Origin of the sequence: Modicisalibacter sp. 'Wilcox' (genome assembly GCF_010993675.1) — a bacterium.
GTDB classification, from domain to species: domain Bacteria; phylum Pseudomonadota; class Gammaproteobacteria; order Pseudomonadales; family Halomonadaceae; genus Modicisalibacter; species Modicisalibacter tunisiensis.
Genome location: NZ_WNXF01000003.1, coordinates 76,582 through 91,455 on the forward strand (window position 1 = coordinate 76,582; position 14,874 = coordinate 91,455).

Consider the following 14,874-nt stretch of genomic DNA (forward strand, 5'->3'; position numbering starts at 1 on the left):
TGACCACCATGACCTCTCCGAGCTCCGAGGCCTCCCGGGCCACCGCCACGCCGCGTCACGCCACCCTGCTGGCGATGCGTCATGTCCGCCATGTCTACGACGGCGCGCAGGTGGCCGTCGACGATGTCAGCCTGACGGTGGGGCCCGGTGAGGTGGTCTGCCTGCTGGGCCCGTCCGGCTGCGGCAAGACCACGCTGCTGCGCATCGCCGCCGGGCTCGAGGCCCTGCAGGAGGGCGAGCTGAGCCTGCGCGGCGAGCCGCTGAGCGTGCCCGGCGGCCGACACGTGCCGCCGGAGAAGCGCAGCGTGGGGCTGGCGTTCCAGGATTCGGCGCTGTTTCCCCACCTGCGGGTGCTGGAGAACGTCGGCTTCGGCCTGGAGTCGCTGCCCGCCGGCGAACGCCGCGAGCGGGCCATGGCGCTGCTCGAGCAGCTGGGCATGGCCGACTACGCCCGGACCTACCCGCACCAGCTCTCGGGCGGGCAGCAGCAGCGCGTGGCGCTGGCCCGGGCGCTGGCCCCGGCGCCGGCGCTGATGCTGCTCGACGAGCCCTTCTCGAGCCTCGATGCGCGACTGCGCGAGCAGATTCGCGACGACACCCTGCACGTGCTCAAGCGGGTCGGCGCCGGCACCCTGCTGGTGACCCACGATCCGGAAGAGGCGATGTTCATGGCCGACCGCATCGCCCTGATGCGCGATGGCCGCATCATCCAGATGGGCACGCCCCGCGAGCTCTACTGCGAGCCCGAGGACCCCTTCGTGGTGTCGTTCTTCGGTGCGGTCAACGAGTGGGGCGGCGAGGTGCGCGACGGTCGGGTGGCCACGCCGGTGGGGCCGGTCGCGGCACCGGCGCTGGCCGAGGGCGCGCGGGCGCGGGTGATGATCCGCCCCGAGGCGCTGCGTGTCACCCCCGTCGAGCTGCCGGACGACGAGCGCCGCGCGGAACCGGCCCAGCGCGGCCAGGTGATTCAGGCCCGGCTGCTCGGCCGCAGCAGCCTGGTGCAGCTGCACGCCCGCGGCGCGGACGGCAGCGAGGCGAACCTGCAGGCGCAGGTGCCGGGGGTCTTCCTGCCCGAGCCGGGCCAGCCGGTGGCGCTGGCGCTGGACACCTCACAGACCTTCGTCTTTCCCGCCGGCGCCGGGGCGTGAACGGCGGATCGCCCGGCTGAGCAGGATCACCGGGATCACCCCGACCAGCACGATGGTCAGCGACGACGTGGCGGCCTCCGCCAGCCGCTCGTCGGCCGCGAGGTTGTGGGCCCGCACCGCCAGGGTGTCGAAGTTGAACGGCCGCAGGATCACCGTGGCCGGCAGTTCCTTCATCACGTCGACGAACACCAGCAGGGCCGCGGCGAACAGGCTGCCGCGCATCAGCGGCGTGTGCACCCGGCGCAGCGTGCCGCCGGCGGTCTGGCCCAGGGTCCGCGCGGCGGCGTCCATGCTGGGTGTCACCTTGCCCAGGCTGGCCTCCACGGTGTTGAACGACACCGCCAGGAAGCGCACCACATAGGCGTAGATCAGGATGAACGCCGAGCCGCTCAGCAGCAGCCCCGGCTGGATGCCGAACCAGGCGTCCAGCCCGGCGTTGAGCTGGCGATCCAGCCAGGCGAAGGGGATCAGGATGCCCACCGCCACCACCGAGCCGGGCACGGCGTAGCCCATGGCGGCGACCCGCGTGGCCAGGCGCGAGACCCGCCCCGGGTGCAGGCGCACGCCGTAGCTCAGCGCCACCGCCAGGCACACCGCTACCAGCGAGGCCACCGCGGCCAGCGACAGGCTGTTGCCGACGAACTCCAGGAAGCGCGAGCCCAGCACGCTGTCGCCCGTCTCGAGCGCCAGGTTGGCGAGAATCGCACTGGGTGTGACGAAGCCCACCAGCACCGGCAGGGCACAGGCCACGATGGCGCCCCAGGCCCGCAGGCCGCGCAGGTGGAACTCCGGCAGCTGGCGGTAGCGGCCGGTGGTGTGGAAGTACCGGCGCTTGCCCCGCGACCAGCGCTCGAGCAGCACCGCGAGGATCACGAACAGCAGCAGGCAGGCCGCCAGCTGGGCCGCCGCGACCTGCTCGCCCATGCCGAACCAGGTGCGGTAGATGCCGGTGGTGAAGGTGTCGACGCCGAAGTACTGCACCGCGCCGAACTCGTTGAGGGTCTCCATCAGCACCAGCGAGACGCCGCCGACGATGGCCGGCCGCGCCAGCGGCACGGCGATGGTGGTGAACAGCCGCCACGGCCCGCGCCCCAGGGTCCGCCCCACGTCCAGCACGCACACCGACTGCTCAAGGAAGGCGGCGCGGGCGAGCAGGTAGACATACGGGTAGAGCACCAGGGTGATCAGCAGCGCCGCGCCCCACAGCGAGCGGATGTCGGGAAAGACGTAGTCGCCGTGCTGCCAGCCGAACAGCGCACGCAGCTCGCTCTGCAGCGGCCCGGAGTATTGCAGGAAGTCGGTATAGGCGTAGGCGATCACGTAGGTGGGCACCGCCAGCGGCAGCAGCAGGGCCCACTCGAACAGGCGCCGTCCCGGGAAGCGGCACATCGCCACCAGCCAGGCCGTGCCGGTGCCGATCACCGCCGTGCCGAGGCCCACGCTGAGCGCGAGGATCAGGGTATTGCTCAGGTAGCGTCCCAGTACGGTGCCGGCCAGGTGGCTCCAGATCTCGCGGCTGGGGATCAGGATGTGCGCCAGCACCACCAGCACCGGAACGGCGACCGCCAGGGCGATGCCGAGCGTGGTGAGCGTCCAGGGATCGAGGCGCCGCCGGGTGCGTGATGCGGTCGACCGTGTCGTGGCGAAAAGGGACACGCGGGACTCCTTGCGGTAGTTGGGCTGGCGATAGCGGGGCGTTGGCAGCGGCCAAGGCGGGAAGCCCTGTCCGCGGCGAATCATAGCAATTTGCATTGCGCCTCGCAGCGTCGCCGCGCGACCCGATTGGCGAATTTCATCGCCACGATAGCGGTGACGGGCGCGCCGGAACGCCTATGCTGGAGCAACCTTCAGCGCTGAACAGGGAGAGACAGGGATGACCCGCGATGCACGCGAGACCGCCGACACCCCGGACGAGGAGACCCTGCGCCTGGCCGCGGAGGTCTTCAACGCGGCCCGCGACGGGCACGCCGCGGCCTTTCGGCGCTGGCTGGCCGGCGGGCTGCCGCCCGACCTGTGCAACCACAACGGCGACAGCCTGCTGATGCTGGCCAGCTATCACGGCCACCACGACACCGTGCGGGTGCTGCTGGCCCACGGCGCCGACCCGGAACGCTACAACGACCGCGGCCAGAATCCGCTGGGCGGCGCGGCCTTCAAGGGCGACCTGGCGATGGTCGAGCTGCTGCTGTCGCATGGCGCGGCGGTGGACGGCACCACCGCCGATGGCAAGACACCGCTGATGTTCGCGGCGATGTTCGGCAACCGCGAGGTGCTCGACTGCCTGCTGGCCCATGGCGCCGATCCCGCGGCCCGGGAGGCGGGGGGCATGACGGCGCTCGACCTGGCCGTGGCGATGGGCGCCGAGTCGACCCGGGCCCGGCTGGCGGCACTCGCTGCGTGAGCCGGCGGCCGCGGCTCCGCCCAAGGTCGTCTTGCCAGTCGTGGCGGCCGTGACGAGGCTGAAGCGATACCCACAGGACGTCTTCCGGAGCCAGCATGGCCAACGAATCGCTCGCCGAGATCCCGCCGGACCGGTGGGACCCGACGCTGCTGCTGCACGGGCTCGACGCCATGGCCGAGTGGGTGGTCGTGGTCGATGCCCGCAGCTGTATCGCCTATCTCAATACGCCGTATGCCGACTTCCTCGAGGTCGACCCGCTCGCCGCGGTGGGCCGCCCGGTCAGCGAGGTGATCGAGAACACCCGCATGCCCGAGGTGGTGGCCTCGGGCAAGGCCGAGCTGGCCCAGCTGCAGCTGGTGCGCGGCCATCACATGATCGCCCACCGCTACCCGATCCGCGCGGGCGGCCGGGTGATCGGGGCGATCGGCACGGTGATCTACCACGACACCTGGGAGTGGCGGCAGATGAACGCCCAGGTGCGCGCCCTGGAGGCCGAGGTCGACTACTATCGCCAGGCCCTCGACGCCCGGGCCGGGGCGCGCTGGCAACTCACCGACGTGGTCGGCGAGAGCGAGGCGATGTGCACGCTCAACGCCAAGGTGCGCAAGATCGCGCCGGGCGATGCCTCGGTGCTGATCCGCGGCGAGTCGGGCACCGGCAAGGAGCTCTACGCCCATGCTCTGCACCGGCTCTCCGAGCGTGCCGACGGCCCCTTCATCAAGCTCAACTGCGCGGCGATCCCCGAGCAGCTGCTCGAGGCCGAGCTGTTCGGCTACGAGGAGGGGGCCTTCACCGGGGCGCGCAAGGGCGGCAAGCCGGGCAAGTTCCAGCTCGCCCACGGCGGCACCCTGTTTCTCGACGAGATCGGCGACATGCCCCCGGCGATGCAGGTCAAGTTGCTGCGGGTGCTGCAGGATCGCGAGGTCGAGGCGGTGGGGGCGACCCGGCTGGTGCCGGTCGACGTGCGGGTAATCGCCGCCACCCACCGGCCGCTGGAGGCCCTCGTCGAGCGCGGTGAGTTCCGCGAGGATCTGTTCTACCGCATCAACGTGGTGCCGCTGGCGATCCCGCCGCTGCGCGAGCGCCGCGAGGACATCCCGGGGCTGGCCCGCCACCTGCTGGCGCGGCTCGCCGAGCGGCGCGGCCGGCGCTGCCCGACCCTCGGCGACGCGGCGCTGGCGTGCCTGTGCCGCCATGCCTGGCCCGGCAACGTGCGCGAGCTGGAAAACGTGCTCGAGGCGGCGTTCTACCTGGGCGGCTCGCACCTCGACGTCGATGACCTGCCGGAGGCCCTGCGCGGCGCCGCGGTAACCCCCGAGCGGTCGACACGCTCGCTGCGCGCGACGCTGGCCGAAGCCGAGCGGCAGGCGCTGGAGCGGGCGCTGGGGGAGTGCGGCGGCAATCGCACCCAGGCGGCACGCTGCCTGGGGATCGCCAAGTCCTCGCTGTACGAGAAGCTGGCCCGCCACGGCCTAGGCGGCGAGCGCGACGCGGGCTGAGCGTCCGGAATCCTGGAATGCGTCCGACTTTCCGGACGCCCGGGAGGCGGTCGGTGGGCGTTTCCGGGACCCCATACCCGCCGAGGCGTCCGGTTTTTCGGACGACGGCGTGGCGTGATCGTGCTGCGAGCGGCTCCCCGGCCCGGTGCGGCCGCTTGCGACCATTGCCAGAGGTCTGACGAAAAACGCTTTTTCCGGGGTTGGCAGCCTCCTTGCTGAACATTGATGCACCCCATGACGGGGGAACAACAACAATGCTCAAGGAGAACGTCCATGCCTCACACCGTCACCACCCGCTCGCTGCTGGCCTCGGCGGTCGCCCTGGCGAGCGCCGCCGTGCTGACCGCGCCGGCACACGCCGAGGGGCCCAAGCGACTCGACGTGGCCAGTACCTTCTCGACCCAGAACTTCCTCGGCGCCGGGGCCGAGCACCTGTCCAAGGAACTCGAGACCGCCACCGGCGGTGCGGTGTCGCTGCGCGTGCACGAGCCGGGAGACCTGGTGCCGCCCTTCGAGGTCTTCAACTCGGTGTCCTCCGGGGCCGTTCAGGCCGGCTGGGACTGGATCGGCTACTGGGCGGGTACCGTGCCGATCACCAACCTCTACGGTGCCTTGCCGTTCGGCCCGTCGCCGGAGGCCTTCATGTCGTGGATGTGGGCCGGCGAGGGTACCGAGCTGCTGCAGAAGGCCTATGACCCCTACGGCGTGAAGGTGCTGCCGTGCTTCATCTCGCCCCAGGAGACCGGCGGCTGGTACAACAAGGAGATCAAGTCGCCCGAGGACTTCAAGGGCCTGTCGATGCGTATCTCCGGGCTGGGCGCCAAGGTACTCAACAAGCTCGGCGCCTCGACCCAGCTGGTGCCGGGCAACGAGATCTACCTGGCGCTGGAGCGCGGGCGCGTCGATGCCACTGAATTCTCGGTGCCGCAGGTCGATGCGGCGATGGGCTTCGACGAGGTCGCCAAGTACTACTACTTCCCCGGCTGGCACCAGAGCGCGAGCTGGTTCTCGCTGCTGATCAACCAGCAGGTCTGGGATCAGTACAGCGACGAGCGCAAGGCGCAGTTCGAGACGGCCTGTCGTTCGACCCTGCAGTGGGCCATGGCCGAGGCGCCGCCCGCGCAGGTGCGTGCCATCCACAAGCTCGAGGAGAAGGGCGTGCAGGTCAAGCGCTTCCCCGACTCGGTGATCCAGGCGCTGCAGGATGCCTGGGTCGAGGTGCGCCAGGAGGAGATGCAGCAGAACCCGGCGTTCGCCGAGGCCTACAAGTCGCTGATGAAGCACGTCAGGCTGATCGACGAATGGTACAAGCTGCAGGCGCTGCCCGCGCCGGAGCCGGTCAAGGACACCGACTCGGACGGCACCAGCGGGTCTGAAGGAGACGCCTGATGCCCACCGCCGACCTTGCGCCCTGGCGCAGTCGAGGCGGCACGGCATGCGAGGCCCTGGCCCGACCGCTGGTCGGGCTGGGACTGTGGGTGGGCCGCGTCACCAGCTGGCTGGTGCTGCTGGTGATGCTGGCCGTGCTCACCACCGTGACCCTCAACGCCCTGGGCATCAACGAGATCGCCGAATGGCAGACCGACGTGCTGCTGTTCGGCAAGGCCCTGACCATCAACAGCATCACCGAGCTGCAGTGGCACCTGTTCGGCGTGCTGACGCTGTTCGGCGGCACCTACGCCCTGCACCACGACACCCACGTGCGCGTCGATCTCGTCTACCACCGGCTGTCGCCGCGCGGGCGGGCGATCATCGACATCCTCGGCCACGTGATCTTCCTGATTCCGTTCTGCCTGCTGGTGGCCTGGCTGTCCAAGCACTTCGTGACGATGTCGTATCTCTCCGGCGAGCATTCCAACTACGGCGGACTCACCGACCGCTACCTGATCAAGGCGATCCTGCCGATCAGCCTGGTGTTCCTGGCCATCGGGGCCCTGGGGCAGGTGCTGCACAACCTCGCCGGGCTGTTCGACCCGGCGCATCTGGCCTCCGACCACCACGACGAGGAGGCGCCGCATGGCTGAGTTCCTGAGCGAGTACGCACTGGCGCTGGCGATGATCGTCACCCTGCTGGCGGGAATCTTCACCGGCTATCCCGTCGCCTTCCTGCTCGGCGGGCTGGGCATCGTCTTCTCGTTCATCGGCGGGGTGCCGCTGCCCTTCCTGGGCACGGTCAGCTCGCGGATCTTCGGCGGGGTGGTCGAGAACTGGCTGATGATCGCCATTCCGCTGTTCGTGTTCATGGGGCTGATGCTGGAGCGCTCCGGGGTCGCCCGGCGCCTGCTGCTGACCCTGCAGCGGCTGTTCGGGCGCACCCACGGCGGGCTGGCGGTGTCGGTGGCGATGCTGGGCATCGTCATGGCCGCCAGCACCGGCATCATCGGCGCCTCGGTGGTGATGCTGGGCCTGCTGGCGCTGCCGGTGATGCTCAAGCAGGGCTACCGCGCCGAGATGGCCTGCGGGGTGATCGCCGCCTCGGGAACCCTGGGCATCCTGATTCCGCCGTCGATCATGCTGGTGCTGATGGGCTCGATCCTCCAGGTCTCGGTGGGCGCGCTGTTCAAGGCCGCGCTGCTGCCCGGGCTGCTGCTGGGCGGGCTGTACATCGCCTATCTGCTGATCACCGCGCGGCTCAAGCCGGACTGGGCGCCGCTGGTCGACCAGAATTCCGCGGAGGCCGACACCACGCCGCTGCCGCTGGCGCTGCTGCGCGACCTGCTGGGACCGGTGGCGCTGATCGTCGCCGTGCTCGGCTCGATCATGGCCGGCATCGCCACGCCCACCGAGGCGGCGGCGATCGGCGCGGGCGGCAGCCTGCTGCTGGCGCTGATCATGCGCAGCCTGGACTGGGCGACCCTGCGCGAGGCGGTGCGCGAGACCTCGCGGACCTCGGCGATGATCCTGTTCGTGGTGATCGGCGCGACCTGCTTCTCGGTGATCTTCAAGCGCCTGGGCGGCGCCTACATGATCGAGGACCTGATCACCGGCACCGGCCTGGGCCCCTACGGGCTGATGCTGCTGATCATGGGCCTGATCTTCGTACTCGGCTTCTTCCTCGAGTGGATCGAGATCAGCTTCGTGGTGCTGCCGCTGGTCGCCCCGGTGATCGAGTCGCTGGACTTCGGCTATGGCCTCTCCGGCCAGGGGCTGCTGGTGTGGTTCGCCATCCTGGTGGCGATCAACCTGCAGACCAGCTTCCTGACGCCGCCGTTCGGCTATGCGCTGTTCTACCTCAAGGGCATCACCGAGGGGCAGATCGGCATCGGCACCATCTACCGCTCGATCATTCCCTTCGTGCTGCTGCAGCTCGCCGGGCTGATCCTGTGCATGGTCTTTCCGGCGCTGGTGCTGTGGCTGCCGGGGCTGCTCTAGCCGGGGAGGGCGTGTGCGCAAACGGGTACTCATCGCCGGCGGCGGCGAGCTGCTGGAACCACTGGCGCGGGCCTTCCTCGAGGAGGGCGCGACGGTGGCGCTGCTGACGCCGGATGCCGCCGGGCTGGCCCGGACGCTCGATGCCCTGGGCGGCGAGCGCGAGGATCGCTTCGGTCACGTGGCCGACGCCGGTGCGCTGGACGCCCTGCTGGGGCGCCTGAGCCGGCTGGATGTGCTGGTCTGCGCGCCGCCGCCGCTGGCGCGCCATGTGCCCCTGGCGCGGCGGCTGAGCGAGCAGGTCGCCGAACCCTCGGCGCTGCTGCAGATCGCTCGGGCGTGGATGCACAGTCGGGGCGGCGGACGTCTGGTGGCCGTCGCCCCGGACGGCGACAGCCAGGCGGCGAGCATGGTGCGCGAGGCACTGGCGGCGCTGGTGCGGCGGCTGGGCGATGCCGGCAGCCCGGGCGTGTGCATCAACCTGCTGTGCCCGCGCGGGGCGTCCCGCTCCGCCGTGGCGGATTGTGCCCGCTTCCTGGCCGGCGGGGCAGGGCGGGCGCTGAACGGGCAGGTGCTGACCCTGACCTAGTAGTGTCAGGCCTGATCGAGGGGGTGCGGGAGGGGATTCATCCCCGACAGCGGTGCCGGCGTGGCTGGGTCATCGCGACTGAAGTCGCTCCCACGGCCCTTCGGTCAGGCTGGCCGGGTTGATTGAGGGTTTTGTGGGAGGGGATTCATCCCCGACAGCGGCGGCCCGGTGGCGGGTCCATCGCGACTGAAGTCGCTCCCGCGGCCAGGCGCCGGATGCACAAACTACCGAGAGATCACACCGGGTCGCGCCACCCGGCGGGGCGTGCCCCACCCAGAAAGATGGCCACGCACTGGCGGGCGCGTTCGGCGCACTGGGCGTCGTCGGGGGCGGGGTGGCGGCCCAGCAGGGCGTCGATGTGCCACTCGCCGAGCAGCATGCCCATGAACATGCCCGCGGCCTCGCGGGGGTCGGCGAGTGCCAGGTTGCCGGCGGCCACCTGGTCGCGCAGGTAGTCGGCCAGATCCTGGCGGGTGCGGTCGGGGCCGCGGCGCAGGAACAGTTCGCCGAGCGCGGGGGCCCGCTCCGCCTCGAAGGCCAGCCCCCGCGTCAGCCGGATCACTCCGGGGTCGAAGACCAGTGCCAGCATCCGCCGGCCCAGCTCGAACAGCACCTGCTCCGGTGCGGCGGCATCGCGCCGCCCGGCCTCCAGGACCTCCCAGGCGGTGGCGATATGGCGCTCCATCGCCGCCATGAACAACCCTTCCTTGTTGCCGAACAGCTTGTAGAGCGTGGCCAGCGACCCGCCGGCCCGCGCGACCACGTCGTTGACGCTGGCGCCGGCATACCCCTGTTCCAGGAAGACGTCGCGGGCGGCATCGAGCAGCCGTTCACGGCGCGCCTCGCCGCGCGGGGTGCAGGCCCGTGCGCACGGGCCGGGGCGGGATTCGGACATGCGGACTCCTGGCCGGATCGATCATCGATGGTCATGTAGTGTAGCATTCATTACACTATGTGGCAGCGGCCCGGGCGATGGAAGCCACGAAGCCCGGGCAGGCCCGCAAGGCGCGCGGCATCCGCGCCGGGGCGCAGCGAACCGAGGAGTCGACATGAAGCAGACGGGCAAGATCGTGGGCGTGCTGGTGGCCGTCGTGGCGCTGGCCGTGCTGGGCTGGCGGGGCTGGGAGTGGTGGCAGGTCGGTCGCTTCATCGAGGAGACCGACAACGCCTACGTGCATACCGACAGCGTGGCGATCCGCGCCGAGCTCGCCGCCCGGGTCGCCGAGGTAGTGGTCGACGACAACCAGCCGGTGACGAAAGGGCAGCTGCTGGTGCGCCTCGACGACGCCAGTTATCGCGATCGGGTCAGCCAGGCCCGGGCGCAGCTGGCGGTGGCCACGGCCGCGATCGCCCAGGCCCGGCGGCAGGTGGCGTTGCAGAAGGCGGCGATCGACGAGGCCGGAGCGCAGGTCGAGGCGGCCCGGGCCGATGTCGACCAGGCCCGGCAGCATCTGGCGCGCTCCTCGAAGCTGGCCTCGCGCAACTATGCCTCGCGCCAGCAGCACGAGGACGACCAGGCCGCCCTGCGGGTCGCGAAATCGACGCTCGCCGCGCGGCAGGCCGCGGTAACCTCGGCACGGCGCCGGCTGGCGGTCGCCGAGTCCGACGTCGACAGTGCCCGGGCCAGGCGCGACGCCGCTCGGGCCGATCTGGCCTACGCCCGTCATCAGCTCGACAAGACCCGTATCGTCGCCCCCCGCGACGGCGTGGTCGGCAACCTGACCGTCGAGGCCGGCACGCTCGCCCAGCCGTCACTGACGCTGATGCAGCTGGTGCCCATCGACTCGGCCTACGTGGTGGCCAACTACAAGGAGACCCAGCTCGCGCGGATGCGGGTCGGCCAGTCGGTGACGATCCATGTCGATGCCTTTCCCGACACGACCTTCAGCGGCGTGGTCGACAGCCTGGCGCCGGCCACCGGTACCCAGTTCAGCCTGCTGCCGCAGGACAACGCCACCGGCAACTTCAACAAGGTCGTCCAGCGGGTGCCGGTGAAGATTCGTGTCACCGGCCCCGACGACGCCCTTGGCCGGCTACGTGGCGGGCTGTCGGTGGTGCCGGGGATCGACACCCGTGACCGGGACACCGATACGCCCGGAAAGCCGGCCTCCGGAAAGCCGGCCTCCGGAAAGCCGGCCTCCGTGGCCCGTAGCGGGAGCGGCGCGTGAGCGACGCCGCGGCCGACGGCGCCCGTCAGGGCGTCAGCGACCTGCCGCCGTGGCCGCAGCGCTTCGGCTTCATCGCCGCGGTGTTCGGCATGTTCATGGCGATCCTGGATATCCAGATCGTCGCCAGTTCGCTCAACGAGATCCAGGCCGGGCTGTCGGCCAGCCAGGACGAGATCTCCTGGGTGCAGACGGCCTACCTGATCGCCGAGATCGTGATGATCCCCCTGTCGGGGATGCTGATGCGCATTCTCTCGACGCGGGTGGCCTTCACGCTCTCCTGCGCCGGTTTCACGCTGGCCAGCCTGGGCTGCGCGCTGGCCGGCTCCATCGAGCAGCTGATCGTGCTGCGCGCCATCCAGGGCTTCGCCGGCGGAGCGATGATTCCCATCACCCAGGCGGTGAGCTTCTCGATCTTTCCCCGGCGGGTGATGGGCAGCGTGCAGGCGGTGATCGGCATGGTGGTGACCATGGCACCGTCGGTCGGCCCCACGGTGGGCGGCTATCTGACCGATATCGCCAGCTGGCACTGGCTGTTTTTGGCCAACGTGATCCCCGGGGTGCTGGTGTGCTGGGCGGCCTGGACCTTCCTCGACATCGACCGGGCGAACCATGCCGTCGCCCGCCGTCTGGACTGGATCGGCCTGGCGCTGATCGCGGTGTTTCTCGGCTCGCTGGAGTTCGTGCTCGAGGAGGGCCCCGGCGACGACTGGTTCGCCAGCGATCGCATCGTCGTCATGACGCTGCTCTGCGTGCTGGCGGGGATCTGGTTCTTCGCCCGCACCCTGCGGCGCGAGCATCCCATCGTCGACCTCTATGCCTTCGCCAACCGCAACTTCGCCCTCGGCGCCGGGCTGGGCTTCATCATCGGCATCGCGCTCTACGGGCTGGTCTACCTGATGCCGCTGTTCTTCGGCCAGGTGCGTCACTTCTCGAGCCTGCAGATCGGCGAGGTGATGTTCGTCACCGGCCTGACCATGTTCTGCTGCGCGCCGATCGTCGGCCAGCTTTCCAATCGCCTGGACCTGCGCGTGCTGCTCGTTGCCGGCCTGCTGCTGGTGGGCATCGGCTCGATGATGAACGCCGACCTGACCGTGGAGTCGGGGTTCTGGCAGTTCTTCTGGCCGCAGGTGGTGCGCGGCATGGGGCTGATCCTGTGCATCATTCCCGCCTCGCGGATCGCGCTGGGTACCTTGCCGCCCCATGAAGTGGGCAATGCCAGTGGCCTGTTCAACGTGATGCGCAACCTCGGCGGGGCGGTGGGGCTGGCGCTGCTCGACACGCTGCGCGACTGGCGCGAGGACTTTCACTGGAACGCGCTGGCGCCGGCCATCGATACCGGCCGCGAGGTGGTGGTGGCGGAAATCGCCAGGTACGAGGCGATGCTCGCGGGCTCGGTGCCCGACGCCCACCAGGCCGCGGTGGGCATGCTGGTCCAGCGCCTCTCCGAGCAGACGGTGGTGATGGCCTTCAACGACATCTTCCTGTGGCTGGGCATGATCTACCTGCTCAGCGTGCCGCTGGTGTTCCTGCTGCGGCGCATCGAGGCCTGACTTCAGCCAATGCCTGGCGTCCTGCCGGCCGGGCATCGGTTCGGCGCTGCTCCATCGGGCCGGTGCCATCGAACGGACACGAAAGTGTCAGCCGGCTGTCATCGTGGTGCCGGATCATGCGGTCATGTCGATCATGGCGTCGGTGCCTCTTGTGGCCAGGCCGACGTCGTTCGACGCCACTTCGATCCGCCTGACGACCAAGGACGTTCCCATGACCCAGTCTGTCGATAGCAATCGCCGCCGTCTGCTCGGCTTCATGGCGGGCGCGCCACTGCTGCCGCTCGCCGGTGGTCTTGCCGGCCTCGGTGCCAGCCGTTCCGCGGCCGCCGCGACCGAGGCCACGCTCGATTCCGTCAGCTTCCTGCCCATGGCGGCGCCCTCGCTGAGCAACCCGGTCGCCATGGCGACCACCACCATCGGCTCGGCCATGCAGCTTCACATGAGCGACGGCAGCAGCCGCCAGGTCAAGCTCGCCTATCATCCGTTCTTCATCACCGGCGATCGGGTGCCCGACGGTCAGGGCGGCACGGTGGTCGCCGGCGGCTACTACGACATCGACAACCGGCCGATCCTCGACCCCTCGGCCGGCAATCGCCAGTTCTTCTCCGACTGCCCGGACGGCACCAGCCTGCTGACGGTCGACAACGCCCGGGTCGACGGCGTGTACGGCAACCCGGTGTTCGCCGTCGTGCAGTTCGAATACACCACCCGCGACGGCGCCGGCGAGTCGATGTACGGCCGTCTGCCCTCGCCGATCGCGGTGCTGACCCTGGACCAGAACCCGGAAACCGGCGAGCTGACGCTGGTCAAGTATCACAATGTCGACACCTCGCCGGTGGGCGGGCTGTGGATAACCTGCGGCGCCAGCCTGTCGCCCTGGGGCACCCACCTCTCCAGCGAGGAGTACGAGCCGGACGCCGCCGCCCCCGACGATGAATTCAAGAGCTACTGCCGGAACCTGTTCGGCGACGAGAATAGTGGCACGCCCTACAATTACGGCCACCTGCCGGAAGTGACGGTCAATCCGGACGGCACCGGCACCCTCGTCAAGCATTACAATCTCGGGCGTCTCTCCCACGAGCTGATTCAGGTCATGCCCGACGAGCGCACCGTGCTGATGGGTGACGACGCCACCAACGGCGGCCTGTTCATGTTCGTCGCCGACAAGCCGCGGGATCTGTCGTCCGGCACCCTGTACGTGGGCAAATGGACCCAGGTCTCGGGCAAGGGCCCCGGCGCCGGCAACATCGGCTGGATCCGTCTGGGCCATGCCGACAGCGCCGAGATCAAGAAGCTGATCGACGACGGCATCCAGGCGTCGGATATCATGGATATCCGCACCGAGGACCCGAAGGACGACAGCTTCACCCGCATCCCCTACAGCGGCAAGATCAACTGGGTCAAGCTCCAGCCGGGCATGGAGAAGGCCGCGGCCTTCCTGGAAACCCATCGCTACGCGGCCCTGGTGGGTGCCTCGATGGGCTTCACCAAGATGGAAGGCACCACCGTCAATGCCGCGGACAAGAAGGCCTATTCGGCCATGTCCTACATCTACAAGACGATGACCGACGGCAGCAGCGAGATCCATGTCGAGGGTCCGAACGCCGGTGCGGTCTACGAGCACACCCTGCGCGGTGGCCAGAAGGACAGCGGCGGCCAGCCCATCGACAGCGAGTGGGTGTCGGTGCACATGGCACCGCCGGCCAACCTCGTCGGCGAGGACTTGGCCAGCCCCGACGCGCTGGGCAACACCGCCCATGCCGACCGCATCGCCAACCCCGACAACATCAAGTTCTCCGAGGAACTGCGCACCCTGTTCATCGGCGAGGACAGCGGCAACCACGTCAACAACTTCCTGTGGGCCTACAACGTCGACAGCGGCAAGCTGGCGCGCATCCTGTCCTGCCCCGCGGGCGCCGAGTCCACCGGGTTGCAGGCCGTCGACGCGATCAACGGCTGGACCTACATCATGAGCAACTTCCAGCACCCGGGTGACTGGGAAAGCCCGCTGCACGACAAGGTCCGCGAGACCCTGGACCCCTATGTGCGGGCCAACTACAAGGATCGCTACGGCGCCGCGGTGGGCTACATCACCGGCATGCCGAAGCTGGGCTGAGCCGCCGCCGACCGTCGGGCACTGGTCTCGACGC

The 14,874-nt window shown here is 69.8% G+C and carries 12 protein-coding genes; 10 read left to right on the top strand and 2 right to left on the bottom strand.

Annotated elements, in window-relative coordinates:
* Positions 1–8 precede the first annotated feature (8 nt).
* The gene (locus G7A98_RS03745) at positions 9–1,148 is read left to right on the top strand and encodes an ABC transporter ATP-binding protein (protein WP_240464673.1); all 1,140 of its coding nucleotides are present in this window, start codon (positions 9–11) and stop codon (positions 1,146–1,148) included.
* On the opposite strand, the gene G7A98_RS03750 is transcribed toward G7A98_RS03745, so the two are convergent.
* Positions 1,110–2,804 (bottom strand): iron ABC transporter permease, encoded by a 1,695-nt coding sequence (locus tag G7A98_RS03750; protein ID WP_240464663.1) that lies wholly within the window; start codon positions 2,802–2,804, stop codon positions 1,110–1,112. The genes G7A98_RS03745 and G7A98_RS03750 overlap by 39 nt on opposite strands.
* Positions 2,805–3,021: 217 nt before the next feature.
* Between G7A98_RS03750 and G7A98_RS03755 the strand changes: the two genes are divergently transcribed.
* The 6 genes from G7A98_RS03755 to G7A98_RS03780 all read left to right on the top strand — a co-directional run bounded on the left by G7A98_RS03755 (position 3,022) and on the right by G7A98_RS03780 (position 9,006).
* Positions 3,022–3,549, top strand: a complete 528-nt coding sequence (locus G7A98_RS03755; RefSeq protein WP_163648153.1) for an ankyrin repeat domain-containing protein — start codon at positions 3,022–3,024, stop codon at positions 3,547–3,549.
* A 95-nt stretch (positions 3,550–3,644) separates the two neighbouring features.
* Positions 3,645–5,048 carry a sigma 54-interacting transcriptional regulator gene (locus tag G7A98_RS03760; RefSeq protein WP_163648154.1) on the top strand — a complete coding sequence of 468 codons (1,404 nt, stop codon included), beginning with the start codon at positions 3,645–3,647 and terminating at the stop codon, positions 5,046–5,048.
* A 273-nt stretch (positions 5,049–5,321) separates the two neighbouring features.
* Positions 5,322–6,437 carry a TRAP transporter substrate-binding protein gene (locus G7A98_RS03765; protein WP_163648155.1) on the top strand — a complete coding sequence of 372 codons (1,116 nt, stop codon included), beginning with the start codon at positions 5,322–5,324 and terminating at the stop codon, positions 6,435–6,437.
* The gene (locus tag G7A98_RS03770) at positions 6,437–7,072 is read left to right on the top strand and encodes a TRAP transporter small permease subunit (protein ID WP_163648156.1); all 636 of its coding nucleotides are present in this window, start codon (positions 6,437–6,439) and stop codon (positions 7,070–7,072) included. Before G7A98_RS03765 ends, G7A98_RS03770 begins: the two co-directional genes overlap by 1 nt.
* Positions 7,065–8,420, top strand: coding sequence for a TRAP transporter large permease subunit (locus G7A98_RS03775; protein WP_163648157.1), 1,356 nt, complete (start codon positions 7,065–7,067; stop codon positions 8,418–8,420). The genes G7A98_RS03770 and G7A98_RS03775 overlap by 8 nt, the downstream gene beginning before the upstream one ends.
* A gap of 13 nt (positions 8,421–8,433) precedes the next feature.
* Positions 8,434–9,006 (top strand): hypothetical protein, encoded by a 573-nt coding sequence (locus tag G7A98_RS03780; protein WP_163648158.1) that lies wholly within the window; start codon positions 8,434–8,436, stop codon positions 9,004–9,006.
* A gap of 235 nt (positions 9,007–9,241) precedes the next feature.
* Here the strand turns inward: G7A98_RS03780 and G7A98_RS03785 are convergent, their stop codons facing one another.
* Positions 9,242–9,901 carry a TetR/AcrR family transcriptional regulator gene (locus G7A98_RS03785; protein WP_163648159.1) on the bottom strand — a complete coding sequence of 220 codons (660 nt, stop codon included), beginning with the start codon at positions 9,899–9,901 and terminating at the stop codon, positions 9,242–9,244.
* Between the two features lie 154 nt (positions 9,902–10,055).
* On the opposite strand from G7A98_RS03785, the gene G7A98_RS03790 reads away from it, so the two are divergent.
* The 3 genes from G7A98_RS03790 to G7A98_RS03800 all read left to right on the top strand — a co-directional run bounded on the left by G7A98_RS03790 (position 10,056) and on the right by G7A98_RS03800 (position 14,840).
* Positions 10,056–11,174, top strand: coding sequence for an HlyD family secretion protein (locus tag G7A98_RS03790; RefSeq protein WP_163648160.1), 1,119 nt, complete (start codon positions 10,056–10,058; stop codon positions 11,172–11,174).
* Positions 11,171–12,724, top strand: coding sequence for a DHA2 family efflux MFS transporter permease subunit (locus G7A98_RS03795; RefSeq protein WP_163648161.1), 1,554 nt, complete (start codon positions 11,171–11,173; stop codon positions 12,722–12,724). The genes G7A98_RS03790 and G7A98_RS03795 overlap by 4 nt, the downstream gene beginning before the upstream one ends.
* A gap of 211 nt (positions 12,725–12,935) precedes the next feature.
* Positions 12,936–14,840: an alkaline phosphatase PhoX gene (locus G7A98_RS03800; protein ID WP_163648162.1), complete on the top strand. Its 1,905-nt coding sequence runs from the start codon at positions 12,936–12,938 to the stop codon at positions 14,838–14,840.
* Positions 14,841–14,874 lie beyond the last annotated feature (34 nt).

Coding starts and splice junctions, on each gene's coding strand:
- G7A98_RS03745 (WP_240464673.1), top strand. CDS start 9: ATGACCTCTCCGAGCTCCGAGGCCTCCCGGGCCACCGCCACGCCGCGT.
- G7A98_RS03755 (WP_163648153.1), top strand. CDS start 3,022: ATGACCCGCGATGCACGCGAGACCGCCGACACCCCGGACGAGGAGACC.
- G7A98_RS03760 (WP_163648154.1), top strand. CDS start 3,645: ATGGCCAACGAATCGCTCGCCGAGATCCCGCCGGACCGGTGGGACCCG.
- G7A98_RS03765 (WP_163648155.1), top strand. CDS start 5,322: ATGCCTCACACCGTCACCACCCGCTCGCTGCTGGCCTCGGCGGTCGCC.
- G7A98_RS03770 (WP_163648156.1), top strand. CDS start 6,437: ATGCCCACCGCCGACCTTGCGCCCTGGCGCAGTCGAGGCGGCACGGCA.
- G7A98_RS03775 (WP_163648157.1), top strand. CDS start 7,065: ATGGCTGAGTTCCTGAGCGAGTACGCACTGGCGCTGGCGATGATCGTC.
- G7A98_RS03785 (WP_163648159.1), bottom strand. CDS start 9,901: ATGTCCGAATCCCGCCCCGGCCCGTGCGCACGGGCCTGCACCCCGCGC.
- G7A98_RS03790 (WP_163648160.1), top strand. CDS start 10,056: ATGAAGCAGACGGGCAAGATCGTGGGCGTGCTGGTGGCCGTCGTGGCG.
- G7A98_RS03800 (WP_163648162.1), top strand. CDS start 12,936: ATGACCCAGTCTGTCGATAGCAATCGCCGCCGTCTGCTCGGCTTCATG.